Origin of the sequence: Corallococcus sp. CA049B (assembly GCF_003611685.1) — a bacterium.
GTDB classification, from domain to species: Bacteria; Myxococcota; Myxococcia; order Myxococcales; family Myxococcaceae; genus Corallococcus; species Corallococcus coralloides.
In genome coordinates, this window is record NZ_RAWC01000003.1 from 74,924 (window position 1) to 100,659 (window position 25,736).

The window sequence follows — 25,736 nt, forward strand, 5'->3', positions numbered from 1 at the left end:
AGTCTCGACAATCCGGTGCGGTACAGTGGTTGTGTTTCCGCCTGGGGGCAGCACCGCGGAGCCATTGACTCGAGTGAAGCACGCGAATGTCAGGGGGATGTTGCTTCATGTCAGGCGTGAAGGCGCAAACCACTCGAGAACCGGTGCAGGCCCGGTCCCCGTCGTCCGTGGGTCCCCGCTTCGATGCGCGGCAGGACCTGGACGCCGAGCGGGCGAAGGTGCGGGACATCCTCGCCACCGGGCAGGCCCTGGCGCCCGCCACGCGCCACTCGATGGAGTCCGCATTCGGCACGGGCTTTGGCGACGTGCGCGTGCACACCTCGCCCGAGGCGGGGGCCGCGGCGCGGGCGCTCGGGGCTCGGGCCTTCACGGTGGGGACGGACATCGTCTTCGGAGCGGGGAACTACCGCCCCGGTGTCCCCTCGGGAGAGCGCCTCATCGCGCATGAATTGGCGCATGTGGTGCAGCAGCGCTCGGCCGGCGTGAGCGGGCTGGCGGCCTTTCCGGAGTCCGTGTCCACGCCCACGCACCCCGCCGAGGTGGAGGCGGAGCGGGCCGCCTCGCTCGCGGTGAACGGCCTGCCGGTTCCCCGGCTCACGCCCAGCGCCGGCGCGGTGATGCGCGACGTGAGCATGAACCTGGACGCCGGGCCGGAAGCGGACGCCGTGCCCGTGCGGCCCACGGCGCGCACGAACCGGCAGATGGTGGCGGAGGGGCGGGAGGCCGTCGCCAATGCGCTGGACCCGAAGCAGCGCCATCTGGTGGCGGACCTGACGTACCTCATCGTCTCCGGACAGGACGTCCTCTGGCTCGATGCGAACGGGAAGCGCAAGGGCACGTTCGCCATGCGGCCGGACGCGGTCATCTGGGCGACGGGGTACTACCTGGCCATGGAGTCGGCGCTGGTGCGCCTGGTCGAGCAGCAGAACGAGCGTTGGTGGGCGCCATGGTCCTTCGAGAATGAGCAGACGGGCCTCCTGCTCAACTGGCTCCAACCGGCGGAGGCGAAGCGCTTCCAGGCGGAGGTCGCCTCGGTGGGGTCGTTGGTGGCGCTGGTGGGCATTCCCGAGACGAAGCCCGCGGACGACTCCAGCGCGGGGGATGTCGCGAACGCCGAGCGGCTCGTCGCGAAGGTGCGCGAGCGCATCGCCCGGAGCGTCGCCACGAAGGAGGGGGACGGGGGGACCTCCGCTCCTGGCGGAGAGGGGAAGGGCGTTCCGGATCGGTTGGTGGTGTGGTCCGACGAGCGCGGCCCCTTCGTCAACGTCTGGGCGGACGGGGTCTGCAAGGTCCTGCCCCTGTCGGACGGCGAGACGGAGGAGGCGCTCCAGTCGCGCGTGGAAGAGGCCACCGAGGAGCTGCGCGAGTCCCGCGACGCGGCCCACAGCACGAAGGTCGCGAAGGGGGCGAAGCAGACGGGATTCACGGGCAGGGACGGCCAGTTCGTGGGGGATGCATTGCCCGCGGACGTGCCCCGGCTGGCGGGCGCCCGGAATGTCGCCAACACGCTGCCGTACCCCTCGAAGATCGCCAATTACGGCCCGGAGATCACCGTCACCGGCTCGAGCAGCCGCTTCGAGATGATGCTGGATTATGCGTCCGCGGGTTCAACGACCCTGGACCAGGTGGGCGCGCGGATGCAGCCCATCACGTACTTCTGGGACATCTTCGACGTCACGGACATGCAGCCCGAGAGCCGGGGCGACATGCGCAACGCGGCCTTGAGCTCCGCCAACCAGCTCTCGCGCACGGATGCCATCGCTCGCGACTTCGGGCGGAAGATGGAGGACATCGCGGAGGACACGGCGGCGGACGTGGACGACGCCACGTCCGGTTCGGCGCTGTCCGTGGTGGCCACCTGGCCCGCGCGCTCCGCGTGGTTGGGGGTGGTGGGGCTGAGCAACGTGGTGCGCTTCGGGAAGGCGAGCATCAGCAGCTACATCGACCTGGTCACCACGCCCAGGAGCGAGCAGGGCGTGGGGTGGGACCACGAGGGCGAGTTCCTCGTCCGCTGCGTCGCTTCGCCCCAGTTCGACGACGACTCGCCCGTCCGCCGGGCCTCCAGCGTGGCCGCGGTCGTCGTCAAGGTGATGGACGTGAACCGGCGCGCGACGCAGGTGAACGACCAGAACCTCGCGAAGCTCCGGCGACTGGAGGCGCTGCGCGACCAGGCCACGGGGGAGGAGCGCGACGGGCTCGACGCCCAGATCGCGGCCCTTCAACGGGTGGAGACCGCCAGCGTGGCGGAGCTGGGCGGCGATGCGCGCACGGCGATAGAGGAGCGCATCGCGGTGGCGAACCAGCTCGCCGCGGATCGCCAGGGGAGCGTCGCCAGGGACTCGCGTACACCGGCGTCGCGATTGCTGGATGCGCAGCTGGAGCTGCAGGGCATCCCGCTGGAGGAGTACCAGCAGCAGCTCGCCCAGCAGAAGGAGCAGGTGGGCCAGCGGCTCCAGCTCATCGGCAAGGTGGGCGCGCGCATCCCGGGGGCCAACTTCCGGCCGGCCGTGACGCTGGTCTCCGAGGAGAACGGTCAGGTCCACGAACTCGTCATGATGCTGGGCGAGGCGGAGGGCTCGCGCGAGGGAGCGCGTCACTACCTGCTGGCGGACGTCACGGCGCCCTCTCCGAAGGACCGCTACGTCTTCGAGGGGCGCGGCAGTCAGCCGGGGACGAAGGGCCATGCGGAGGCGGTGCGCAAGGCCTTCGTCGACTTCCGGGAGAACAACGGCTACGGGCGCGGCACGCTGGCCCTCCGGTTGCCGAAGGCGCTGGAGGACGCGGCGGGCGGCCCCCTGGGGCTGGAGCCTCGCATGCGCAGCGCCCCGGGCACGCGCGGCCGGGTGATGCAGCGCCTGACGGACCTGGCCACCGTGGCGGAGATCGCGGGCCTGTTCCTCACCGGCCCCGCGGGCCTGGCGGTCGGACTGGCCGGCGGCCTGGCGGGGGCCGTCGTCGCGGTGGACAGCCTGTCCCGGCGGCACTCGGCGGGCGCGCTCCAGTGGGACTTCCAGACCCTCATGGACGTCTCGTCCATCGTCGGCGGCGTGGCGGCGGTGGCGTCTCCCGCGCTGTCGGCGCTGCGCAACGCGCCCCGCTGGGCGAAGCGCGTGGAGCGGCTGCAGGGAATCCTCCACATCTACGGCGTCACCCAGCTCGGCTCGACGGTCATCGTCATTCCGTACCAACTCGAGATGGAGCTGGCGGAGCTGGAGAAGTTGCAGGGGCAGCTCAGTCCGGGCCAGCTGGCGGCGCGGCGGGCGGAGGCCATCCTCGGCGCGGTCCGTTCGGGGTTGATGACGGCGGGCTCGGCGGTGCAGATGCTCCACCCGTCCGACGCGGGCGGCTCGCCTCATGCCGCGGACTCCGAGGACGGCCTCTCCACGCGACCGGCGGAGGTGGAGCCCCGGGTCTCCACGCCGGACGAGGTCCTGGAGCCGGTGTCACGTGAGGCCCGCGCGCCCGGCGACGAGGGGCCGCTGCCCGTGGATGCCGCGGGGCCGGCGGCGCGGCAGCCCGCGAAGAGCGAACGCGTCACGGCGCTGGAGCTCGAGCTGGGTGACCTCCAGGGCAAGGTGGCCGTGGTGGAGCTGGGGCCCCCGGAGTTGAAGGGGCGCTCCACGCGGGTTCGCTACCGGAAGGGCCGGGTCCAGATTGAAGTGGGACCCGAGGCGGGGCCTCACCAGATCCGCACGCACGTGGAGACGGCGCGGCTCCTGCGCCGCTACGAGGGGCCCATTGGCCACATCCGTCAGCTGCTGAGCCGGCTCGTCCAGGCCCTCACGCGCATCCCCGGCTACGGCACGCTCGGCTTCGAGTCCCGGCTGGAGGTGCGCAAGCTGAACCGCATCATCAGCGAGCTGGAGTCGCTGCACGCGGGCATCGACGAACGCATCCAGAAGGTCGGAGACAAGGAGGGCTCGGCGCTGGCCCGTGAGAAGGAGTCCGTCCAGCGGGACATCGCGGAGCTGGAGGTCCAGCTCGAACACTACGAGCGACTCGTCGACTCCCTGGAGGCCGGGCGTGGCTATGTGGCCGCGAATTACCATCCGACGACCGAGATCGCGCTCTCCACGGTGAAGGCGGAGCTGGCGACCGTCCGGACCATGCTCATTGCCCAGGAGCTGACGATCGTCACGAAGCTCATCGACCAGGCGGCGCTCCTCCAGCACCAGGGCCGGATGACGGGGGTCGAGGCCTGGGTCCAGAGGGCCGCGACACCTGGCACGACGCCCCAGTTGCTGAAGCAGCGCCTGGGCGAACTCTCCGAGGCCGTGAGAAAGACGTCGTTGTCGCCCGCGGATCTCGTGACCCTGGTTCCGCCGGCCTCGGGGAGCACGGCACCGTTCACGACCGCCGTGACGGCTGGCGGCGGAAAGGCCCGCAGGCAGATTGGGGACCGCGAGAAGGCCGCGCGCGAGTGGTTCTCGGGAGACAGCGTGGCGGCGTTCGACCTCTGGGCGGATATTCAGGTGAGCCGCGGCATCGATCTCGAGAAGGCCCTGGACACCAGTAGAGGGAAGGGAATGAAGGAACCCGACGTGAGGGCCGCCATCGCTCCCGCAGCGAACAGGGTGGCCGAGTGGGATCAGGCCCACCGCCATGTCGCCAACTTGTTGGGAGATCCTCTCCGTCCCGACCTGCCGCATGTACGCACTGAAAAGGGCGTCCGAATTATTTCGGGGACTGCGGAGGCCAGGATGGGAGAGCACGAGATCCAGCAAGCCTCCGAAATCCAGGAGCGCTCCAAGGAGACGGTCGTCCTCTTCGACAACAACGCCGCGGGGGTGTCATATCCGGGCATCGACGGCACCATCGGCTCACCGCCACGCGCCATACAGCTCAAGTATATCAAACCGACCTCCGATGCCTCCGGTGCCTCCGCCGCGCGAAGCGCGGCCATGGCCGCCCTGGAAAAAGCGCGCAATGCCGGATTCAACGATGTGGAGGTCTACATCAAGCCGGAGGGCAAGAAGATGGCGGACGTTCAGGCCGGCTGGGGCGGCCCCTTGAGCTCGGATGGTGGTGGGCCGCCCCGGCAGGTGGGGGACGTCTTCGAGAATCAGATCATCAAGCTCATCGAAATCCAATGTTCCAATGGGGTGATGCGGGTCGAGTTCGTGAACGGAACGTACGTCTTCAAGATTACGCACACCTTCTAGGAGAAGTGATGGCGGGACTCTTCATCAAAGCTTTTGCGCCGGGCGTGGGGACCGCCGAGGCCGCGGACCGGCTCGCGGAGGCCCTGGCAAAGACTGGCAGGGCCATCCACTCACGGCAGTGGCGCCACGGGACCGGGCCTTCCCCCACGAGCGGCCCCTGGCGGTTCTCCTGGCGGGTGATCCGCGCCACCGCGGTAGGCGGCACGGCGTTGACCCTCCAGGACGGACCCGCCGAGAGCTGGGACCTCGACTTCTTCCGGGCGCTGTCCTCGGTGGTGGATGGCGTGGTGGTGGGCATGGATCTGTATGACTCCCTGTCTCGCCGGGGGCTCGCCAGCTTCTTCTCCGGGCGCACGATGGAGGTGTCCCTCGAGGACGTCGGCCTCCCGCGCATCGCGCTGGGCGCTCCTCCGCCCCACCTGCTCCTCGGTGGCGCCTCCCTGGAAAGCGTGTACGAGGAGCGCTTCGGTAACTTCTGCAACTCCGTGTCCTCCCTCTTACGCTTGGGAGAAGTCCTCGAAGAGGGACACTGGGAGGTGGCGCCTCCCGTCACGGACTATGTGCTGGAGACCCTGCCAACCGAGAGCCTCCTGGTGTTGTCGAAGGTCGAGGCGTCGGACTGGAGCGCCGTGGCCGGACGGCTCGCTCCGGGGGGACGGTGGCGCGCGGGACGGACACCGAACACGAAGAATTCCTTCGTCGAGCTGCGCCACCCGGGCGTTTTCGACGAAGCACGCGTCGTCGCCATCTCCAAGGCCCTCGCATGTCCCGTCTCGGCCATCGAGTTGGTGTCGGGCGGTTCGCCCTTCCGGTGGGTCGAGGCGAACCAGGGGGACCTGGAGTCGTCGGGCGTGGGCGCGACCGGCATGGATTTCTTCAACGCGCTTGGCCGCGCCGTCTTCTTCCTGGGGGAGGGGCCCGGGCTGGTATTCGGTCGTGGCTCCGGCGGGTGGCACGAAATCACCGGATGAATCCGGCTGGATTCAAACCCTGGGCCAGGTCGAAAGACAGACTTGAGGGGGTTTGGAGAAAATCGCCGTGATAAAGCCAAGGCATAAAGGCTGGCGCGTATAGTTGGTGGATTGTCGGGGGAGTGTTGGGCACGTGTCAGACCCCCCAGATATAAGCCTCATCGACACACGGACCCGGCGCGAGTTGCGCCGATCGACTTGCGTCATGACCTGACAGGTCGGGCGTCTGATATTCATTTCAAGGAGAGGTGGCATGGCGACCTATCTGCATCCAGGTGTCTACCTGGAGGAGATTCCGAGCGGTGCAAAGCCTATCGAAGGAGTCGCCACGTCGCTGGCTGCCTTCGTGGGCGCGGCGACGCGGGGCCCTCTGGGCACGCCGGTGCTGGTGCACAGTCTGGAGGAGTACGAGCGCACCTTCGGGGCCATCAGCAGTGAGCAGGATGTGATGGGTTTCGCGGTGCTGGCCTACTACCAGAACGGCGGCAAGGACGCGTATATCGCCCGCGTGGCGGACCCCACTGGGGCCGTGGCGGCCACCGCGACGCTGGACAACGCGGATGTGTCGCCGGACCCGGTGCTCAAGTTGAGCGCTACCAGCCCCGGAGCCTGGGGCAACGGCCTCCACCATCGCGTGGTGCGCTCGGCCTCCACGGCGGCGCCGGCCTTCACGCTCGAGGTGGGCCACATGGAGCTGGTGGACGGGCTGCAACGCTTCAAGGCGGACCTGTCCTTCCCGAACCTGTCCATGAACGAGCGCTCACCGAGCTACGCGCTGTCGGTGGTCAACGGCGACTCCTCGCCGGTGCGGCTCGAGTTCGCCAACGGCACCGTGAAGGACCTGGCCGGCTTCGGCAAGCTGACGGGCGCGGCGCTCCACGCGACGGCGGTTCCCGCCAACTACTTCACCACCTTCGGCCTCCCGGAGGAGCTGTCGTTCAGCATCAACCTGGACGCCCTGGGCACGCGCAACTTCACCGTCCTGAAGACGCCCCTGGCGCTCGGGGGGACGGACGCGGCCGCGGACGCGGACAAGGTGGCCGCCGCCATCCAGCAGGCGGTGCGGGGCATCTCCGGCACGGACGCGCCCTTCAAGGACTTCACCTGCACCTACGAAACGGCCACGCGCCAGTTCGTGCTCTCGTCGCCGAAGTCGTCGTACGCCTCCGTGGAGGTCTACGACACGGGCTCGGGCCCCACGCTCGCCAAGGCGATGAGGCTGGACCCTGCCTCCAGCCCCACCGCGGCACACGGCGCCGTGATGCTGACGCCCGCGTCGGTGGAGGCCAGCTCGACGGCGAAGCTCGCGGGCGGGGCGGCCAACGCGCCCCGTCCGGAGGACTTCCAGGCCGTCTTCGGTGGCGCGCTGAGGAAGATCCGCGACATCACCACGGTGGTTCTGCCGGGCAACGCGCTGCCGAGCACCGGCGCGGGCAACGGCGCCGTCGCCGCGGCGCTCGCGCACTGCGAGGAGATGCGCAACCGGGTGCTCATCGTCGACCCGGAGCCTGGCTTCGAGCTGACGTCGGCCTCGCGCGTGGACCAGCTCAAGCTGCCGACGTCCACCTATGCCGTCGCCTACTACCCCTGGGTGAAGGTGGCCAACCCCTTCTACAAGGCGGAGGCGCCGGGCACGAAGAGCCCCACGGTGAAGGTGGCGCCATCGGCGTTCGCGGCGGGCATGTGGTCGCGCGTCGACGCGCGCCGGGGCGTGTGGAAGGCGCCCGCGGGCGTGGAGACGGGGCTGACGGGCGTGGCGGGCCTGGAGTTCGGGGTGGATGACGGCGTGCAGGACCAGCTCAACCCGCTGGGCGTCAACGCGCTGCGCGCGCTGCCGAACTTCGGCTCGGTCATCTGGGGAGCTCGCACGCTGGCCACCAAGGCGGACCCGGAGTGGCGCTACGTGTCCGTGCGCCGCACGGCCATCCTCATCGAGCAGAGCGTCTACAACGGCATCCAGTGGGCGGTGTTCGAGCCCAATGACCACCGGTTGCACGCGGCGCTGCGCACCAACATCGGCTCGTTCATGGACGGCCTGTTCCGGGCCGGTGCCTTCCAGGGCGAGAAGGCCTCCGACGCGTACTTCGTCCGCTGCGGTCTGGGCGACACCATGACCCAGGGAGACATCGACCGGGGGCAGGTCATCGTCGTCGTCGGGTTCGCGCCGCTCAAGGCCGCCGAGTTCGTCATCGTCCGCATCCAGCAGAAGCTCCAGCAGTAGGTCCCCCGACCGAGGTGATGAGACATGGCCGCACCGATGTTCACGGTGAACACGCACCGACACGATCCGTACCGGACCTTCAAGTTCCAACTGCTCATCGACGGCCGTCCGGTGGCCGGGCTCAAGAAGATGGGCGCCCTGAAGAAGAAGACGGAGGCCATCAAGTGGCGCACGGGGGGAGACCCGTCGCACGAGCGCATCTTGCCGGGAGGCACCAGCTACGACCCCATCACCCTGGAGCAGGGGCTGACGCATGACCCCGTGTTCGAGGCCTGGGCCGCCCTGGTGAACAACGTCGAGGGTGACGCGGCGATGTCCTTGAAGAACTTCCGCAAGGACCTGGTGATCAACGTCCTCAACATGCAGGGGCAGGTGGCCATCTCCTACAAGATCCTCCGGGCCTGGGTGTCGGAGTACCAGGCGCTGCCGGATCTGGACTCGCAGGCGATGAGCGCGGTGGGCATCCAGACGCTCACGCTCCAGCATGAGGGCTGGCAGCGTGACACGAGCGTGCCCGAGCCCGCGGAGACCTGATGCTGCTGCCAGGTGGACTCCTCCGCGCCGGAGCGCTCCGGCGACAGTTCTCCTTCCGCGAACCGGACGGAGTCCTCGAGCTGGAGCTCGCGGAGCTGGCGCGGGGGCGCGGGTCGCTGCCGCGCAAGGTGTCGCGGGTGTTGGCGGCGGCGCTGGAGCACGTGGGCGGTGCTCCGGTGGACGGGGTGCTCGCGGGTGAGCTGTGTGTCGCGGATCGCCAGTTCCTGATGCGGGGACTGGAGCGGCTGCTCGGCCTGGAGCGGTCGTGGCACACGGTGGTGTGCGGCGCGTGCGGCGAGCGGTTCGACTTCGAGCTGCCGGTGTCGCGCTTGCCGGTGAAGCAGGCGGGGGAGGGCTTCCCCTTCGCGGAGGTGGAGACGGGGCAGGGGCGGGTCCGGGTCCGCGTGCCCGCGGGCGCGGACCAGGAGGCCGTCGTGGAGGAAGGGCGGATGGACGCGCACGCGCTGCTGGCGCGCTGCGCGGAGCCGCTGGACGCCTCCACGTGGGACGTGACGCGGCTGGATGCCGCGGACGTGCAGCGCATCGACGAGGCATTGGAGGCGGTGTCTCCAGCAGTGGTGACGCGGGTCCGGGCGCCCTGTGCCGCATGCGGGGACGTGCGGGAGGTGGAGGTGGACCCGTATGGGTGCCTGTCCCTGGACCCGGAGGCGTTGCTGGAGGAGGTCCACACGCTGGCGTCGACGTACCACTGGAGCGAGCGGGACATCCTCGCGCTCCCGAGGCACCGGCGGCGGCGGTACCTGCGTCTCGTGGAACGGGGCGCGGGTGTGACGACGTGAAACGACTTTGGAGTCCGCGATGGGGTTTCTGGCTGACATCCTTGCCGATGCGCTCCCGCACCGGGTGCCCGAGGCACCGCTGGACGAGCGGGAGGACACACCTGTGTCCGAGGTCGTCGGGGAAGCACCACCTGCGTGGGGCGGAGTGCCCGCCCCCCGGTCCGCGGACCATGAATGGGAGGCCAGGCCTGACTCCGGAAACGGAGGTCGAGGTCTGGGAAAGGTGGCTAGCGCAGTGGTCCCTCAGGGGCAGGGCGGCATCCTGGCAGGTGCCGTCCGAGTTCCAGTGGAGGCTGGTGGGGAACCGGACCGGGAGACCGGCGACGACCCCGACAGCCTTGATGTTCTACCCGAACCGGCCTTCGTGAAGTCACGTGGGGCGGGTGGGCTTGAGGTGCCTGAAGGCGTGCCCGGACTGACGTCGCTTCCTCGTGGAGCGGGGTTGGAAGAAGGCAGGTCCCAGGACACCGAGCGCTCCTCCGTTCCGCCTCTGGCTTCGACAGGTCTGCTCAGGAGAAAGCCACAGGGGTCCGCCACCCCTCCCGCCTTCGTGCCGTCCGTGCCTCCGCGTGTTCCGGAGGCTCGGGGGCCCTCAATGCCCGCGCCCCAGGAGGCCGCGTCCAGCCGGTCCCCGGGGCCGGCGGCACCGGGGGCCTCCGTTCAAGAAGCCCCAGCGCCGGAGGGGCGCGCCGTGCCCGGGGCCGCCGCGTCCGAGACTCCATCTTCTGCCCGGCGCCCGGTGCCGGGCGCGCCCGCCGCCGAGCGGGAGGCGCGGGCGATTCCCCGGGACGTCGCGCGACAGGCTCCGCCGCCAGGGGAAGCCGCGCGTGGAGCCGCTCCGGCGTTGCCGCCAGGAGAGGCCGCGCGAGGGACCGCTCCGGCGTTGCCGCCGCGGCGCGAGCTCCAGGAGCCCCGTGTGCACATCGGCGAGGTGCACGTGGTCATCACCGCGCCGGCGCCCGCGCCCGCGTCTTCCTCCGCGATTCCGGGCCAGGGCTCGGACTTGCTCAACCGTCACTACCTCCGGAACGCCTGAGATGGCACTGCCTGAATCCTCGGTCTCCGTGGCCTGCCGCTCGCTGGCGGACTTCGTTCGCGAGAGCTTCCGCCTGCAGGGGCAGACGGTCCGCGTGCCCATTGGCACGCCCGCCGCCGCCGCGCCCGCCGTGGGTGACACGGACCACCGGGTCAACCTGTTCTTCCACCGCTTCGAGCCACCGCCCATGGGCGCGGACGTGCTGCCCGGTCAGCCCTGGTTCCTGCGCGTGCACTGCCTGGTGACGGCGTTCGCCGCCGCCGAGGACACGGTGAGCGCGGGGGAGAACGACCTGCGCCTGCTGGGCGAGGTCATCCGCTTCTTCCACGAGAAGCCCGTCATGGACGCGCTGGACGCCTCCGGCGAGGGGGTCCGCCTGCAGCTCATCTTCCAGCCGCTGAGCCTGGATGACATCAACCGCCTCTGGTCCACGCAGAAGGACGTCGTCTACCGGCCGTCCGTGGCCTACGAGGTGGCGCTCGTGCCGGTGGTGCCGCGCACGCGCACGCGCGAGGCGCCTCGCGTGGTGTCCGTGGGGGCGCACGTGCAGCCGGGGACACACCGCGGGCCGGTGCCGGCGGTGCCAGCCTGGACGCCGCCCCTGGCGCGGCTGAGGGTGGACCCCCGGTTGGAGGACTGGGCGCCGCAGGTTGGCTTCGTGCGCGCGGGGACCTGCACGCAGAGCCTGGTGTTCGAGGTGGGCAGCCCGGAGCTGGCAGGCTTCACGCCAGAGGTCGTGGTGGCCGGAGCGGACGGCGCGAGCGTGCACTTCCGCTGGGACGTCTGGGACCAGACCCTGGGGTGGCGCACGGTGGACACGGCGGTCGACATGACGCCGGCCGTGCTGGAGGTGGATCCGGAGCAGCCGCCCGCCGCGTCGCGTGTGCCGGTGCCGCTGCCCTTCTCGGACCATGCGGGACAGGCCGTGCTCTATGCCGTGCGCCGCTACCGGCGCGCCGCGGATGGGCCGGAGGGCGTGGAGCTCGAGGCGCGGGGCAACCCCGTCTTCGTCACCTTGCATGGAGGTGGCGCATGAGCACGGAGCCCCTGCGGGCGGAGGTGGAGCGGGTGGAGTTGCTGGGGCAGTGCCTGTCGCGGCTGCGGCAGGGCGCGCCGTTGGAGGACGCGGTGCTGGAGCGGCTGCGCGAGGCCCAGGCGCGGGTGCGGGGGGCCCGGGAGGATGGCTCGGCGTGGCGCCGGCTCCGCGCGAGCCAGCTCGCCCCCGTCGAGTACGATGTGCTGGCCTGCGCGGTGGCGCCCGAGATGGAGCCTCGCGTCGGCTGGCTCTTCCAGCAGCTCCAGCCCGGCGCGGCGCAGCCGGTGTACCCCACGGCGGCGCTCATCCAGGAGCTGCTCGCATTGCAGCCCGCGGACGGCGCGAGGTTGTCGTCGGTGTTGTCCGAGGACGCGCCCCTGCGGCGCCTGGGGTTGCTGGAGCGCGACGAGGGAGGCCCCTACTCGCCCATCCGGCCGAGCCGGGGGCTCACGCCGCGCCTGCTCGGAGCCCCGGAGCCGCCCCTGTCGCTCCCGGGCGCGCTGCGGGTGCCGGGCACGGCGCGCTGGGAGGAGCTGGTGCTGCCGGAGGCGAAGCTGGCGCTCCTGCGGGAGTTCCTGTTGTGGCTCCAGCATCGCGAGACGGTGGTGGAGCAGTGGGGCGGCCGCGCGATGGGAGGCCCCGTGGCGCTGTTCTCCGGCCCGTCCGGGACGGGGAAGACGTTCGCCGCCTCGGTGCTCGCCACGACGATGGGCTGGGAGCTGCACCGCGTGGACCTGGGCGCGCTCGTCAGCAAGTACATCGGCGAGACGGAGAAGAACGTCAGCAAGCTCTTCGACGCGGCCCACGGGCGCGACGTCATCCTCCTCTTCGACGAGGCGGACAGCCTCTTCGGCCGCCGTGGCGAGGTGCGCGAGGCCCGCGACCGGTACGCCAACCAGGAGGTGAGCCACCTGCTGGCGCGAATCGAGCAACACACGGGGCCGTGCATCCTCACCACCAACCTCAAGGGCAACCTGGACCCGGCGTTCGCCCGCCGCTTCCAGGTGGTGGTGGAGTTCCCCCGGCCGGACGCCCGCGCGCAGGCGAGGTTGTGGCGGGGGCTCTTGCCGCCGCGCGCGCCGCTGTCGCCGGAGGTGGACCCGGAGGTGCTGGGCTCGGCGGTGAGCCTGTCCGGTGGCGGCATCCGCAACGCCGCGCTGCACGCGGCCTATCTCGCCGCGGGCGCGGGGACCCCCATCGGCATGCGGGAGCTCGCGCTCGCGGTGTGGCGCGAGCTGGGCAAGGAGGGGCGCGACGTGTCCGCCTCGGAGCTGGGGCCCTTGCGCAAGCACCTGCCAAAGGAGCTGGGGCCATGCTGACCATCGACGCGTTGCACCTGCGGCTGCCAGCGGGCTTCGAGCGCCGCGCGGACACGCTCGTCCGGCTCGTCGCGCGCGAGCTGTCCCGCGTGCACGTGGTGGATGAAGGGACGCACCACGTGCCTTCCGCGCACCTGTCGCTGCACGTGGACCTGTCGCTGCCGGATGGGGAGGTGGCCTCGCGCATCGCCCACGCGCTCGTCTCGCATGTCAGGGGCGCGGTGGAGACTGGCCGGGTCGAAGAGGAAGGAGGCCGCGGATGGTGAGGGTGAGCAGGGGCGCGCTGGTGGAGTACGGCCTGTCCGTGCCTCCCCTGGCGCTGGTGTTCGACTTCAATCCGCGGACGCTCTCGCGCACGCGCACGCTCACCCTGCGCACGCCGGGGACGCCAGGGCTGCGCGGGGCCTACGACTTCGCGCTGCCCACGGAGACGCCCCGCGTGGCACAGGGCGTGTCGGTCGAGCCGGAGTCATTCACGCTGGAGATCCTCCTGGACGCCACCGATCGCATGCACGAAGGCGACGCGGTGGCCGCAACGCTGGGCATCCAGCCGGAGCTGGACACGCTGCGCACGCTGGTCGAGCCGAAGTCGCAGGGGCCGGGAGGGCTCCAGCTGCTGGCCAGCCTGGGGCTCGGGTCGGAGCGGGCCTTCCAGCGCGAGCAGTTCGCGTCGGTGCTGCTGTTCGTCTGGGGGGGCCAGGTGCTGCCCGTGTTCCTGACGTCCGTCCGGGTGGAGGAGACGAACTTCCTGCCATCGCTGGTGGCCTACCGGGCGACGGTGTCGCTCACGTTGCAGGTCATCGAGGGCAACAACCCGTTCTACCTGCGGGAGAAGGCCCGTCAGCTCGTGGGCGCGGCGGTCAACAGCGGCCGGCTCACCGCGGACCTGCTCAAGGGGGTGCTGTGATGTTCCCGCGTGACTCGCGGTATGCGAAGGCCCGTGCCTTCGACGAGGACCCGGTGTTGGGGGAGGTGTTCCGCGGCGTGAGGCCTCGCGCCATCGGCCCGGCCACTGGCGTGTTGGAGCACGTGGTCCGCTCCGGTGAGCGCCTGGATCTGCTGGCGCGCCACTACTACAACGACGCGAGGCTGTGGTGGCGCATCCTGGACGCCAACCCGGGCTTCCTCTTCGGCGGCGACCTGACGCTCGACAGCTTCGTGGGCCAGGTCATCCTCATCCCCCGGGCCACGGAATAGCGCCATGCTGGCCGACCTGTTCAGCGAGCGCTTCCGGGCACCCGTCGAGTGCTCCATCGAGGTGCGAGGCCGTCCCATCACCTCGCTCTATCCGTTCCTGCGCGAAGCCAGGGTGGAGCTGAGCCGCGACCGGGTCGGCGTGGCGACGCTCGTCTTCGACACGCGCCGCGACGAGAGCGGGCGCTGGACGGTGCAGGACGCGGAGGTCCTGGCCCCCTGGGAGCCCATCCTCATCGAGGCCCGCTTCGGTCAGCGCACCGAGGAGGTGCTGCGGGGCTTCGTGCGCGAGGTGCGCGCGGACTACCCCGAGGACATGGGCACCGCCCGCGTCACGGTGTCCTGCCAGGACGAATCGCTGGCGATGGACCGCGAGCACGTGCGGCGCGTGTGGGGCGCGGAGGTCCCGACGTCGGACGGCGTGCTGCTGGCGGAGATCGCCGCGCGCCACGGTCTGGCGGTGGACCCCACCAGCGGCGCCGGCCTGAGCGGATTGGTGGTGCCGCAGGACTCCACCGACATCCGGTTCCTGCGTGCCCGGGCCGAGGCCAACGGGTACGAGCTGCTGGTCCGGGGGGGCGTCATCTACTTCGGGCCCATGCGGCTGGACGCAGAGCCCCAGCCGACCCTCCGCGTCTACGCGGGCCTGGACACGCACTGCCGCGCGTTGAGCGTCACCACGGACGGGCACCGCCCGAACACGGTGGCGGTGGACCTGGCCCCCTTGTCGGGCGCGGAGCCTCGCCGGCAGGAGGTGACGCCGGACCTCCCGCTGCTCGGGACCCGGCAGGCGCACGGTGGACATGAGGGGCGCGACTTCACGTGGCTGCTCACCCGCGAGGGGGCCGTGGACGAGGAGGAGCTGCTCGCCCGGGCCCGGCGCAAGGTGAACGACTTCTCCCTGCGCGTGCGCGCGGAAGGGGAGCTGGACGGCACGGCCTACGGTCATGTCCTCAAGGTGGGCCAGCCCGTGGGCGTGGACGGCGTCGGTGAGTGGCTGGGCGGCATCTACTACGTGGACGCCGTCACGCATGTCTTCTCTCACGACGGTTACCGGCAGGGGCTGCGCCTCTTGCGCAATGCCTATGGGGACAACCTCGGGGGCGGGGCGCTCAACGTGCTGGGAGGTCTCCTGTGACGCCAGAGCTGCTCACGGAGCTCGTCCGGCATACGCGCGACAAGTACTTCGGAAAGTACCGGGGCTTCGTCGTGGACAACCAGGACCCGGAAGGACTGGGGCGCCTCAAGCTGCGGGTGCCGTCGGTGCTGGGCTCCGAGCCCTCGCCCTGGGCGCTGCCCTGCGTGCCCTTCGGTGGCGCCGCTGGACATGGCTGGTTCGCCATTCCGGAGGTGGATGCCCAGGTGTGGGTGGAGTTCGAGGAGGGGGACCTGCGCAGGCCCATCTGGACGGGGACGTTCTGGCAGAAGAAGGAGGACGTGCCGGAGGACGCGGCGAAGACGCCTCCCACCACGCGCCTGCTGCGCACGCCCGCGGGCCACGTGTTGCGGTTCGACGACGCGAAGGACGAGGAGGCGGTGCTGCTCCACCACCCGAAGGGGGCAGCGCTGAGCATCGACCCGAAGGGGACGGTGGCGCTGACGGACGCCAAGGGCGCCACGGTGGTGCTGGACGCGGAGGGCGAGGAGCTGCGCGTCGAGGACAGCCACGGCAACTCGCTCGTCCTGTCCTCCAGCGGCGTGCGGGTGGAGGACGCGCACGGCAACACCATCGAGACCGCGTCCTCGGGGGTGAAGGTGAAGGGCCAGCAGGTGGTGGTGGAGGGGACGCAGGTGCTCCTGGGCGGCAGTGGCGGGGAGCCCGTCATCAAGGGGCAGAGCTTCCTCACCCTGTTCGCCACGCACGTGCACACCTCGTCGGCGCCGGGGGGCCCCACGTCGCCGCCCATCCCCCAGGGCGAGATGAGCACGCTGTCGACGTCGGTGATGACGAAGTGAGGGAAAGGGACGAGGGATGAGCGAGCCATTCGATCAGCGTCAGCGCCTGGGGGACCCACCGTGCCTGGCCTTCCCGTTCCGCGTGGAGGCGCAGGGGCCGGCCATCAGCCGGCGCGGCCAGCACGTGCGGGAGCAGATCGAGCAGGTCCTCTTCACCACGCCGGGGGAGCGGGTGTTCCGCCCGGACTTCGGGGGTGGGGCGAAGATGCTGGTGTTCGAACCCAACGGCACGCCGCTGTGGGACGTGACGCGGCGGCGGATGCAGGCGGCGCTGGCGGACGCGCTGCGCGGAGAGGTGGACCCGGGCAGCCTGGAGCTGGAGGTGACGGGCGAGGACGAGAAGCTCCAGCTCGTCGTGCGCTACCGGCTCACCACGCTGGGGGTTGCCCAGCAGCAGCTCTTCGCGGTGGGAGGCGTCGGTGGCTGACACGCCCGTGCCTGAAATCATCTTCGAGCCCGGGCTGCCGGGGTGTGGCCGCCGCGTGGTGCGGGGACTGCCCCGGCCGCTCCCGGACGTGGGCAACGACTTCGACTGGCAGGTGCGCGACTTCGACGGCTTCCGCCGCTTCATGATGGAGGAGCTGGCGGCGCGCTTCCCGGAGCGCCAGCGCTGGACGGCGGCGGACATCGAGGTCGTCCTGGTGGAGCTGTTGTCGGCGGTGCTCGACCAGCTGTCGGACATGGCGGACCGGGTCGCCGCCGAGTCCTTCCTGGAGACCGCGCGCCGGCCGGAGTCCGTGCGGCGGCTGTTGCGGCTCATTGGCTACGACGCGGAGCGCATGGCCTTCGCCGCGGGAGACATCCGCACCAACCCGGCGGCGGATGGGGCGGGGGCGAGGGCGGAGCTGGAGCAGGCCTGGGCGGCGAACCCCTTCCTGATGGAGGCGGCGCGGCGCGCGGGGCCTCGCGAGCTGCACGTCCAGCGGCGCATGGTGACGGTGGAAGACTACGGCGGGATGCTGGAGGAGCACCCGCTGGTCCGCCACGCGCAGGCCTCGCTGGAGTGGGGCGGCTCGTGGACCGTCGTGCGGGTGGCCATCATCGGGTGGAATGACCGGGTGCTGGATGCCGTGGAGGGCACGAGCGCGGCGGCCACCACGCCCGCGGACCTGCGCAAGCGCGTGGAGCGCTTCCACATCGAGCGGGGGCTGGATGCGCCGCACTGGCCGGACACCACCCTGCGCACGTTGCTGGGCGGCTACGTGGAGACGTACCGGATGATGGGCCAGGAGGTGCAGCTCCAGGACGCGGTGCCGGTGGGCATCCAGCTGGCGTTCACCGTCCAGGTGGGGCCGGACTACTTCCAGTCCGAGGTCCGCTCCGCGGTGGAGCAGGCCCTCGGGCGCGGCCCGGGAGGGTTCTTCGAGCCGGGCCGGCTGCGCTTCGGCGAGGACGTCAACGCCAGCGACCTCATCCAGACGCTCACCGCGCTGGAGGGCGTGGAGACGGTGCAGTTGGATCAGCTCAAGCGTTTCGGCGCGCGCTACCTGGACCAGGTCGCCACCGGCCGCATCCTGCTCCAGGGCATCGAATTGGCCACGTGTGACAACGACCCGGCCCATCCGGAGCGGGGCTCGTACACGTTGAACCTGCAGGGCGGGAGGCGAGGGTGAGCAAGTCATCGGACATCACCCGGTGGAACCGGGCGGGGTTGCGGCGCATCCGTTACGTGGACGCCAACGCGGCCACGCTGCTCGAGGAGCTCCGCGCGCGATTGGACGAGCGCTTCAACCGGCCGGAGGCGTCCGTCCGCTGGCCCGGGATGCAGGCTCCGGTTCCGGAGAGCGAGTCCGAGCGGCAGGCGCGGCTCGTGGCCCAGTACGAGGCCCCGCGTGCCTCCGTGCCGGATTGGGGTTGGGAGATTGCCCGCGCCCTGGCGCGTGCGACGCACGTCCTCACCGAGCACGTGGATGCCTATGCCAACGAGGGCTACCTGGGGACGGCGACCCAGTGGGAGAGCCTGCGCCGGCTGGTGGAGATGATTGACTACCACCCGTCGCCTCCCGCGTCGGCCTTCACGCCGCTGGTGGTGCACGCGAAGGCGGGGACGCGGGGACGGCTGGGGCGCGGCTTCGCGGTGCGGCACTCGCCGCCGGACGGGGGCGCGCCCGTCACGTTCGAGTCGCTCGACGACCTCGACGTGGACGCGGAGCTCAACCTGCTCCGGCCCGCGGGGCACGGGGTGAGTCCGGACGCGCTGGGACACTCCACGAAGAAGCTGGTGTTGGAGGGGAGCCTCTCCGGCATCAACGCGGGGGAGCCCGTCGTCCTCGAGAGCGAGGTGGATGGGCGGTGCGTGGCCTTCGTGGTGGACAGCGTCCTCCAGGAGGCGGAGACCACGACCCTGCGGGTGACCCCCACGCTCCCGAGCAACGTCTTCACCCTCGGGCGCACGCGCGTGCATGTCCGCCCCAAGGAGCGGTTGCCGGTCCAGGGGCCGCTGCGGACGGGAGGCGCGGTGGGGTTGACGCTGCGGCTGGCGGTGGAGCCGCGGGGCCTGCTCGCGGGGGACATCGTCACCGTGTCGGACGGGCAGCGGCGCTACTACCGGCGCGTCACCGCCGTGGACGGGAAGAAGGTGGGGTTGGAGCGAGGCGTCGGCGAGCTGGCCCTGTCGCAGGCGGTGCTGGCCCGGCCGGTGGTGGTGCCGGTGGCGCGGCAGATGGGGCAGCGGAGCATCACCTCGACCGAGCCGCCCTCGGTGGCGTACTTCGTCCAGGTCCCCGGTGCCTGGCAGCGCTTGAACGGGGAGACGCTGGGGGACCCGCGCGCCTTCGATGACCCGGTGCGGGAGTACGAGGTGCACGTGGTGTCCGCCGCCGAGGTCCCGGTGGAGACCTCCGAGGAGGCGAATCGGGGCTACACCCTGCTCAAGCTCACCCAGCGGCGCGGTGAGGGAGAGACAGAGGAGTCGCTCTACAACCCGCAGTCCTTCCTGGCGCCGCCGCCCGCGTCCGCGGGGGGCTGGGAGGTGGACACCTTCCTGATGGCGGACGACTCGGCGTCGTTGCTGCCACGGACCCTGTGGGCGGACAAGCCCAAGGGGCTCGCGGCGGGGGACTTCGCGGTGGTGGTGACGGGCGTGCAGTCCTCGTGGGGGCGGCTGGCCTCGGTGGCGAACAACGCTGAGTTGGGGCGCACGGAGCTCGTCCCCGTGGACGGCTGGCAGGGCCGGGGCGGGGGAGAGTTTCCCCGCGCGGAGACGCGCGTGTACGGCCGCTTCCAGGATGCGGCGCGGCTGGTGGGTTGGGACGAGAACGCCACGCCGCTGTCCGGCACGCAGGTGCCGCTGGACACGGTGCCACGGGGCCTGACGTTCGGCCGCGCCGTGGTGGTGCGGCAGGAGGGCGGCACGGCGCCGCCGCTGCTCACGCGCGTGCAGGGCACCGGCGAGGGCTTCGTCGCGCTGGTGGACCCGCTGCCTCCCGGCAGCACGGTGGACAACCTGGTCCTCCACGCGAACGTCGTCCTGGTGGGGCACGGAGAGCGCAAGCCCGAGGAGGTGCTGGGCAGCGGAGACGCCACCCAGACCGGGCAGGCGTTCGTGCTGCGGGAGCGCGGCCTCTCGTTCGTCGCGGACTCCACGCGCGCGTCGGGCGTGCGCGCGGACCTGGAGGTGCAGGTGGCGGGCCGCCGCTGGCAGGCGGTGGAGAGCCTGCGCGAGTCGGGCCCCACGGACCCGCACTACACGGTGCGCCTGGTTCGCGACGGGGAGCTGGCGGTCGTCTTCGGTGATGGGCGCAACGGCCGGCGGCTGCCGACGGGCGCGAACAACGTGCGGGTGGGCTTCCGCGCGGGCTCGGGGCTGCGAGGCAACCTGCCCCCGGGCAGCCTCGCGAAGCCGAGCCGGCCTCATGCGCTGGTGGAGGCGGTGGAGCAGCCGCTGCCCGCTTCGGGGGGCAACGACATGGAGGACGTGGAGGCGCTGCGCCGCACCGCGCCCGCCACGGTGCTGACGCTGGAGCGCGCGGTGTCGACGGAGGACTTCGCCAGCCTCGCCATGGGCCACAGCAGCGTCTGGCAGGCGCGCGCGCTGCTCAAGCGCAACCCCGGCTCCCGCATGGAGCGGGTGGAGGTGGTGGTGGTGCCCTCGGACGGTGGAGAGCTGGGGCCCCTGAAGGAGTCCCTGGCGGACTTCCTGCGCGCCCACGCGCTGCCGGGCGTGGAGGTGTCGCTCTCCCGCTATCTCAGCGAGCCGGTGACGCTCGACGTGGAGGTGGAGGTGGACACGCGGGCCTTCAACCCGGACGCGGTGGTGCAGGCGGTGCGGGCGGCGCTGCTGGACGCGCTGTCGCTGCGGCACCGGGGGCTGGGACAGGCGCTGTACCTCAGTGACGTCTACAAGGTGGTGGAGGCCGTGACGGGTGTGGAGAGTTCCATCTGTGTGATGGCCGGTGTGCCGGGGCTGCAGCGCAAGGACGCGCCGTCCGGCGCGCACGTCGTCTACCTGGCGCCGGAGGGGCAGGACCTGTCCGTGCGCTTCAAGGAGTACTCACTGTGAGCTCGGGAAGCGGGGGAACGGGGAGCGGGCTCGGCGCGCAGCTCTACGGGCTGCTGCCGGAGGTGTACCGCACGCGCGACAACGGCGACCTGCGCGACTACCTCGGGGCTTGTGGCGAGGTGCTGGACCTGGTCCGCGGGGTGATGGCCCAGCGGTTGGCGGATGCGTTCCCCGACCATCCGGACGCCCAGGGCTGGACGCTGCCGTACCTGGCGGAGCTCCTGGACGTGAAGCTGCTGTCACCCGCGGAGCCGGAGCAGCGGCGTGAGCTGTCCCAGGCCGTGTCGTTGCGCCAGCGCAAGGGCACGCCCGGGTCGGTGGCCCAGATCGCCCAGGATGTCGGCCAGTATGCGTGGGACACGGAGGACCCGCGCAGCGAGCCCCCCGAGCCTGTCTACCTCCAGGAGGGTTGGAGGCGGGTGGCGGTGACGCCGCGCGTGGGACAGCCGTTGCTCCCGCCGGAGTCGCTCGGGGCCCTGCCACTGCCGGCGGGGGCGCCAGCGCGACGGCACCCGGCGCTGCCCGCGGCGACGGTGGACCTGCGGTACCTGTCCCGCAAGGTGGCGCTGCCGCCGCGTGGGGATGGCTCGTCGCTGCCGCCGTTGCAGGAGAACGTGCACGGCATCCCCGCGGCGCCCGGCCACTTCGACGACGTCTCCCGGCGGACGCCGGACCTGCGCCGGCCCTCCGCGCGGCAGGGACAGGTCCACCCCAAGCGCGTCGCGGTCTTCACGCTGCCCAGGGTGGGGTTCTTCCCTCCGGGCTGGGAGTTCGGAGACACGCGTCCGCTGCCCGTGCCCCCGGAGCCGTCGCGCGTGCTGCCCCGGCGCCGTCAGGGGCTCCTGCCGCCCGAGCCGGAGTCGGGCGACTACGTCCTCGAGAACCTCGTCCTGCCAGAGGGAGTGGACGTCATCGTCGGCAATCGGCCGCTGGTGATGCGCAACTGCGTCGTCCAGGGCAGCGTGTACATCGACGTTCCCGATACCGCGCACGTCATCGAGGACTCCATCGTCACGGGGATGGTGTCGAAGAACCTGGGGAACGCGCTCGTCGTCCGCCGCTCCGCCATCGGCGACCTCCTGCTGGAGGCGGGCACGTTGGACGTGGTCGGCGCGACGGTGGAGGACAGCCTCCTGGGTTCAATCGAGAGCACTGCGTTGATCACGTTGCTGAGCGTGACGGTGCTCGACACGATGAACGTGGAGAGGTGCTTCGCCAACGACTCAATCTTCGCGGGCTCCGTCATTCCCCGCCCTGGGGAGGGCAACTGCTTCCGCTACTGCCGGCTGCCAGAGGCCGCGCTGGCGGCGTACACCGTGGAGGGGCAGCCCGCGGAGGCGTACGCGTGTACGAGCGAGGTGCCCCGTTTCCGCGCCACCGCCTTCGGAGCCCCCGGCGCTGGCGTGCTCGCGAGCGACAGCGGCGCGAGGCTGCTCGACGGCGCGGAGGATGGAGGGGAGCTGGGGGCCTACCGCCACCGTCGCTATGCGTTGCGCGACGAGGCGGTGCTCGCCCGGCTCCGTGAATCCCTGCCCGCGGGCATGAGCGCCATCCTGGTTCCCGACGAACGGCTCGGCCTGGCCCTGCCCGTCGTCACGCCTCCTTCCACCTGATTCCCGCTTCGACTCCTGCGGAGTTCCTCATCATGAAGACCCAGATTTCACGCGACTCCCACGACTCCTCCAAGCGCTACTCCGGCGTCTACCAGCAGCAGGGGCGGATGCTCACCGACGCGGACTGGAACGAGTTGGTGTCCATCATCAACGACCGCGTCACCAGCGCGCTGCGGGACGTGGTGGGCAGCGGCGGCCCCGCCACCGGCAAGCTGCTCATCTCCAACACGCTGCAGATGACGCCCGGCAGCGTCTACGCGGACGGGCTGATGGCCTCGCTGCCCGGCACGACGCCCTTCACCTACGCCACCCAGCCGGACTTCCCGTTGGCTCCGGGGGCACCCGCGGTGGGCGAGAGCTTCTACGCGGACGTCTGGGAGCGGCCGGTGCTATTCCTGGAGGACCCGAACCTCCAGGACCCGGGGCTGCACGGCGCGGACACGTGCACCCGCACGCAGGTGATGCTGCAGATCAAGCGCTGCCCCGCGGGCCAGCAGCCCACGGACCCGCTCGTCAACCCGGGGCGGGGCAACGCGCCGCTCACCTTGTCCCAGCGCGTGGGGGGCACGGGGCCCGCCGCCCAGTTCACGGGCAACTACCTCTTCCGGCTGGAGGTGCACGACGTGAAGGGCTCGCCCACGGCCCCCAGCGAGCTCACGTTGAAGTGGTCGAGCGAGAACGCGGCCGAGGCCTACGCGAACGGGCCTCGCGTGCCCCAGGACTACCAGGGCAACGACTGGCTCTACGAGTTCTACAACGCCGCGACGGAGCGCCACCTGGGCGTGCACCTTGGCACGCCCCCGGCGGGGTTCCCCTCGCGCGGCCTGTTGAAGGAGGGCTACCCGGTCTCCGTGCCCGACGCGGCCACGTACCCGTTCGTGCGCAGGTGGGACGGCTGGTGCACGCTGACGCGCAACACCACGACGGGAGTCTGGACCTTCGTCAGCGGAGGGAGGGATCGCGGCGCGCCGCTGTCCACGGCCAACGCGCAGGGCGTGCATGGCCACGTGCGCATCGATAACGGCGTGCTGCACCTGGAGCTCCAGGACCTGGCGCTCGCGCTCACCCTGACGGGAGGGGGCACCACCAGCCGTACCTTCGTCGCCGGGGACTACTGGCTGGCGCCCGTGCGCGAACAGGATGCCGCGGGGGACCAGCTCCTGAGCGGCGCGCAGCCCGTGGGGCTCCTCCATCGCTACGTGAAGCTGGGCGTCATCGGGTCGGGCGTCTTCACGTCGGAGCGGACGCTGGGGTTCCCCTCGTTGACACGGCTGATGTCGCCGTCCGTGGGGGACTCGGGGGCGAACTACGTCGGCACGGAGGCGCACGCGGACGTGATGGGCACCACGGTGCAGTCACAGCTCAGCTCGCTCATCCCCGTGTTGAACAAGGCGAACTCCGCGGCGAATGGTTCGGGCCTGATTGGCAGCGCGGCCATCACCGGCGCGCCGAAGAACCTGACGGCGGGCACGGTCCGGAGCCAGCTCACCCAGCTCGTCACCCACCTCAACACCCACGTGGCGTCGGCCTCCACGGACCACGACGCGCGCTACTACCCGCGAGCGGACGCGAACGCGACGTTCGCTTCCACGAGCCACCACCACGATGCGAAATACCCCTCGGTTCTCTACCAGTGGACGTTCACGCTGGAGCCCGACGAGTCGTGGGCGCAGTCGGTGCCCCTCTTCACCCAGCCGCCGCTCGTCGCGATGGGCCTGAAGCGTCAGATCCCTCAGGGAAACGAGGATGACATCTACTTCTCCTACAGCGGGCCGATCCACGCGCAAATCGAGGTGGAACTCTATCCCGGGTTCAGCAGCTCCAATGAGCTGTACGTGAGGAACGCCTCCGCCGAGAACGTCGAAGTGCAGCTCCGCCTGTTCGACGTGCGGTAGGCCCCGGGTTCATCCCTGGGGGCGCAGCAACGACTCCAGCTCCGGGCCTGAGAGCCCGGAGTGCGAGGCCAGAGCCTCCAGGAGGGCCGTGCGTGCCGGGCCCTCCTGCAGCCGGAGGAAGATGGGGGAGAGCTCTTCGATGGCCTTCTTCCGCTCGGAGGCGGAGGCGCCGCGCCCCTGGGGCAGGGCGGTGGCGAGGAGGTAGTCGGTGAGAGGGCGCGCCTCGGAGAGCAGGCGGCGCATGGCCCCGGCTCCGGCGCGGAGGATGAACTCGTCCGGGTCCTCCTTGCCGGGGAGCTGCACCACGCGAGTCCTCGGGACATAGCGCAGCAACAGGTCGCTGTTCTGCTGGATGCCTCGCCAGCCTCCGAGGTCTGGATCCAACATGACCACCAGCTCGCGGGCCCCCGCGGCGAGCAGCAAGTCGATCCGGGCCGTGCTCAGGGTGGTGGCGATGAGGCCCACGCTGTTAGGGAAGCCGGCCTGGTGCAGCATCATGCAGTCGAAGCCTCCCTCGACGACGATGGCGGAGCCCTCGCTGCGGATGGCGTCGCGGGCGTGGTTCAGCCCGAAGAGCGTCGTGTTGCGGATGAAGATGGAGGAGTTCCGGGTCTCCTGGTACTTGACTCGCTGATGGGGAGGGAGGTCCCGTCCGATGAATGAGAGGGGTTGTCCTTCCGGGGAGCAGAACGGGAGCATGACGCGCCGCTTGAAGTAGTCCGTGTGGCGGTCGCCCGCCCTCGGATGGCGCAACACGCCCGCACGGTCACCCGCGTCGAGGAGTTCCTCGCGTGCGAGTGTCTCCGCCAGCGCTGTCCCCGAGGCCGATGCGTAGCCGAGACCGAAGGCCCGGGCGCTCTCCGGTGCGACGCCGCGCGAGGCGATGTAATCCCTCGCGGCTTGTCCCTCCTCATCGTCCCAGAGACGCGATTGGAAATGGGATGCGGCGAGGGTGACACACCGATGGAGTTCCTCGCGTTCCAGTCGGGCCGCCTGCTGGAAGGCTTTCTCCACTTCGCGCGCCTCGGTCTGGCTCATGAATGACAGGATAGCGCGGGAATGGCGCTCACGCCCTGTGACTCGCGCGAATGCGTGGGACTGACGCCCGTGACATGCCGGAGCACTGGACATCCGCCGCCTCGTTCGTCGACGACAAACTCGCCGCGAAGCGCGCTCCGTTCACCCAAGGAGCCGTGTTTCATCAATGCGATTGGCTCGACGTCGGCGCGTTGAAGTGGGACGCGCTCGCGGTCACTTATCGGGGTCCGATTGAATGTCCTCAAGTTACACGGTGGGTGACCTCCCATCCATGGTGTTGATCCTCGCGACGCCCGCTTCACTGGGTAGGCACAGGCGGTCCGACAGGAAGCGCCGCCAGCGGCTGTAACGGACCGGGGTAATGGATCGCAGGCGGGTCACCCAAGCTGTTCGTAGCGGGGTGGCCAGGCGGACCTTGAGCTGGAGCAATCGGGACGGCGGTCCGTTCCACGCTGAAGAC

Annotated in this window: 18 protein-coding genes; 17 read left to right on the forward strand and 1 reads right to left on the reverse strand. The window is 70.9% G+C overall.

Annotation, left to right across the window (positions count from 1 at the left end; translation table 11 throughout):
- Positions 1–107: 107 nt before the first annotated feature.
- The 17 genes from D7W82_RS01350 (at position 108) to D7W82_RS01430 (ending at position 24,238) form a co-directional block, all read left to right on the forward strand.
- Positions 108–5,162, forward strand: a complete 5,055-nt coding sequence (locus tag D7W82_RS01350; protein ID WP_158617551.1) for a DUF4157 domain-containing protein — start codon at positions 108–110, stop codon at positions 5,160–5,162.
- 8 nt (positions 5,163–5,170) lie between these two features.
- The gene (locus D7W82_RS01355; protein WP_147439172.1) at positions 5,171–6,133 is read left to right on the forward strand and encodes a hypothetical protein; all 963 of its coding nucleotides are present in this window, start codon (positions 5,171–5,173) and stop codon (positions 6,131–6,133) included.
- A 253-nt stretch (positions 6,134–6,386) separates the two neighbouring features.
- On the forward strand, positions 6,387–8,354 hold the full coding sequence (locus tag D7W82_RS01360; protein ID WP_120616574.1) for a phage tail sheath C-terminal domain-containing protein: 1,968 nt from the start codon (positions 6,387–6,389) through the stop codon (positions 8,352–8,354).
- Between the two features lie 24 nt (positions 8,355–8,378).
- A complete protein-coding gene (locus D7W82_RS01365) occupies positions 8,379–8,888 on the forward strand; it encodes a phage tail protein (RefSeq protein WP_120616575.1) in 510 nt (169 codons plus the stop codon).
- Positions 8,888–9,688, forward strand: coding sequence for a hypothetical protein (locus tag D7W82_RS01370; protein ID WP_120616576.1), 801 nt, complete (start codon positions 8,888–8,890; stop codon positions 9,686–9,688). The genes D7W82_RS01365 and D7W82_RS01370 overlap by 1 nt, the downstream gene beginning before the upstream one ends.
- 1,037 nt (positions 9,689–10,725) lie before the next feature.
- The gene (locus tag D7W82_RS01375) at positions 10,726–11,760 is read left to right on the forward strand and encodes a DUF4255 domain-containing protein (RefSeq protein ID WP_120616577.1); all 1,035 of its coding nucleotides are present in this window, start codon (positions 10,726–10,728) and stop codon (positions 11,758–11,760) included.
- Entirely contained in the window at positions 11,757–13,079 is a 1,323-nt protein-coding gene (locus D7W82_RS01380; protein WP_120616578.1) for an ATP-binding protein, read from the forward strand. The genes D7W82_RS01375 and D7W82_RS01380 overlap by 4 nt, the downstream gene beginning before the upstream one ends.
- Positions 13,073–13,345 (forward strand): hypothetical protein, encoded by a 273-nt coding sequence (locus tag D7W82_RS01385; protein ID WP_120523669.1) that lies wholly within the window; start codon positions 13,073–13,075, stop codon positions 13,343–13,345. Before D7W82_RS01380 ends, D7W82_RS01385 begins: the two co-directional genes overlap by 7 nt.
- Positions 13,339–13,986 carry a hypothetical protein gene (locus D7W82_RS01390; protein ID WP_014394729.1) on the forward strand — a complete coding sequence of 216 codons (648 nt, stop codon included), beginning with the start codon at positions 13,339–13,341 and terminating at the stop codon, positions 13,984–13,986. The genes D7W82_RS01385 and D7W82_RS01390 overlap by 7 nt, the downstream gene beginning before the upstream one ends.
- A complete protein-coding gene (locus D7W82_RS01395; RefSeq protein ID WP_120616579.1) occupies positions 13,986–14,276 on the forward strand; it encodes a LysM peptidoglycan-binding domain-containing protein in 291 nt (96 codons plus the stop codon). Before D7W82_RS01390 ends, D7W82_RS01395 begins: the two co-directional genes overlap by 1 nt.
- A gap of 4 nt (positions 14,277–14,280) precedes the next feature.
- The gene (locus D7W82_RS01400) at positions 14,281–15,411 is read left to right on the forward strand and encodes a phage late control D family protein (RefSeq protein ID WP_120616580.1); all 1,131 of its coding nucleotides are present in this window, start codon (positions 14,281–14,283) and stop codon (positions 15,409–15,411) included.
- Complete coding sequence (locus D7W82_RS01405) at positions 15,408–16,229, forward strand: phage baseplate assembly protein V (RefSeq protein WP_120616581.1); 822 nt, start codon at positions 15,408–15,410, stop codon at positions 16,227–16,229. The genes D7W82_RS01400 and D7W82_RS01405 overlap by 4 nt, the downstream gene beginning before the upstream one ends.
- 16 nt (positions 16,230–16,245) lie before the next feature.
- Positions 16,246–16,656 (forward strand): GPW/gp25 family protein, encoded by a 411-nt coding sequence (locus tag D7W82_RS01410; RefSeq protein ID WP_120616582.1) that lies wholly within the window; start codon positions 16,246–16,248, stop codon positions 16,654–16,656.
- A complete protein-coding gene (locus D7W82_RS01415; protein ID WP_120616583.1) occupies positions 16,649–17,842 on the forward strand; it encodes a hypothetical protein in 1,194 nt (397 codons plus the stop codon). Before D7W82_RS01410 ends, D7W82_RS01415 begins: the two co-directional genes overlap by 8 nt.
- Positions 17,839–20,730 carry a baseplate J/gp47 family protein gene (locus D7W82_RS01420; RefSeq protein WP_120616584.1) on the forward strand — a complete coding sequence of 964 codons (2,892 nt, stop codon included), beginning with the start codon at positions 17,839–17,841 and terminating at the stop codon, positions 20,728–20,730. Before D7W82_RS01415 ends, D7W82_RS01420 begins: the two co-directional genes overlap by 4 nt.
- The gene (locus tag D7W82_RS01425; RefSeq protein WP_120616585.1) at positions 20,727–22,343 is read left to right on the forward strand and encodes a phage tail protein; all 1,617 of its coding nucleotides are present in this window, start codon (positions 20,727–20,729) and stop codon (positions 22,341–22,343) included. Before D7W82_RS01420 ends, D7W82_RS01425 begins: the two co-directional genes overlap by 4 nt.
- 32 nt (positions 22,344–22,375) lie before the next feature.
- On the forward strand, positions 22,376–24,238 hold the full coding sequence (locus D7W82_RS01430; protein ID WP_120616586.1) for a DUF6519 domain-containing protein: 1,863 nt from the start codon (positions 22,376–22,378) through the stop codon (positions 24,236–24,238).
- A 9-nt stretch (positions 24,239–24,247) separates the two neighbouring features.
- On the opposite strand, the gene D7W82_RS01435 is transcribed toward D7W82_RS01430, so the two are convergent.
- The gene (locus tag D7W82_RS01435; RefSeq protein WP_158617552.1) at positions 24,248–25,276 is read right to left on the reverse strand and encodes a toprim domain-containing protein; all 1,029 of its coding nucleotides are present in this window, start codon (positions 25,274–25,276) and stop codon (positions 24,248–24,250) included.
- Positions 25,277–25,736: the final 460 nt, after the last annotated feature.

Excerpts from the sequence above, each read along its gene's own strand:
- D7W82_RS01350 (WP_158617551.1), top strand. The coding sequence starts at position 108 with ATGTCAGGCGTGAAGGCGCAAACCACTCGAGAACCGGTGCAGGCCCGG.
- D7W82_RS01355 (WP_147439172.1), top strand. The coding sequence starts at position 5,171 with ATGGCGGGACTCTTCATCAAAGCTTTTGCGCCGGGCGTGGGGACCGCC.
- D7W82_RS01360 (WP_120616574.1), top strand. The coding sequence starts at position 6,387 with ATGGCGACCTATCTGCATCCAGGTGTCTACCTGGAGGAGATTCCGAGC.
- D7W82_RS01365 (WP_120616575.1), top strand. The coding sequence starts at position 8,379 with ATGGCCGCACCGATGTTCACGGTGAACACGCACCGACACGATCCGTAC.
- D7W82_RS01370 (WP_120616576.1), top strand. The coding sequence starts at position 8,888 with ATGCTGCTGCCAGGTGGACTCCTCCGCGCCGGAGCGCTCCGGCGACAG.
- D7W82_RS01375 (WP_120616577.1), top strand. The coding sequence starts at position 10,726 with ATGGCACTGCCTGAATCCTCGGTCTCCGTGGCCTGCCGCTCGCTGGCG.
- D7W82_RS01380 (WP_120616578.1), top strand. The coding sequence starts at position 11,757 with ATGAGCACGGAGCCCCTGCGGGCGGAGGTGGAGCGGGTGGAGTTGCTG.
- D7W82_RS01385 (WP_120523669.1), top strand. The coding sequence starts at position 13,073 with ATGCTGACCATCGACGCGTTGCACCTGCGGCTGCCAGCGGGCTTCGAG.
- D7W82_RS01390 (WP_014394729.1), top strand. The coding sequence starts at position 13,339 with ATGGTGAGGGTGAGCAGGGGCGCGCTGGTGGAGTACGGCCTGTCCGTG.
- D7W82_RS01395 (WP_120616579.1), top strand. The coding sequence starts at position 13,986 with ATGTTCCCGCGTGACTCGCGGTATGCGAAGGCCCGTGCCTTCGACGAG.
- D7W82_RS01400 (WP_120616580.1), top strand. The coding sequence starts at position 14,281 with ATGCTGGCCGACCTGTTCAGCGAGCGCTTCCGGGCACCCGTCGAGTGC.
- D7W82_RS01410 (WP_120616582.1), top strand. The coding sequence starts at position 16,246 with ATGAGCGAGCCATTCGATCAGCGTCAGCGCCTGGGGGACCCACCGTGC.
- D7W82_RS01430 (WP_120616586.1), top strand. The coding sequence starts at position 22,376 with ATGAAGACCCAGATTTCACGCGACTCCCACGACTCCTCCAAGCGCTAC.
- D7W82_RS01435 (WP_158617552.1), bottom strand. The coding sequence starts at position 25,276 with ATGAGCCAGACCGAGGCGCGCGAAGTGGAGAAAGCCTTCCAGCAGGCG.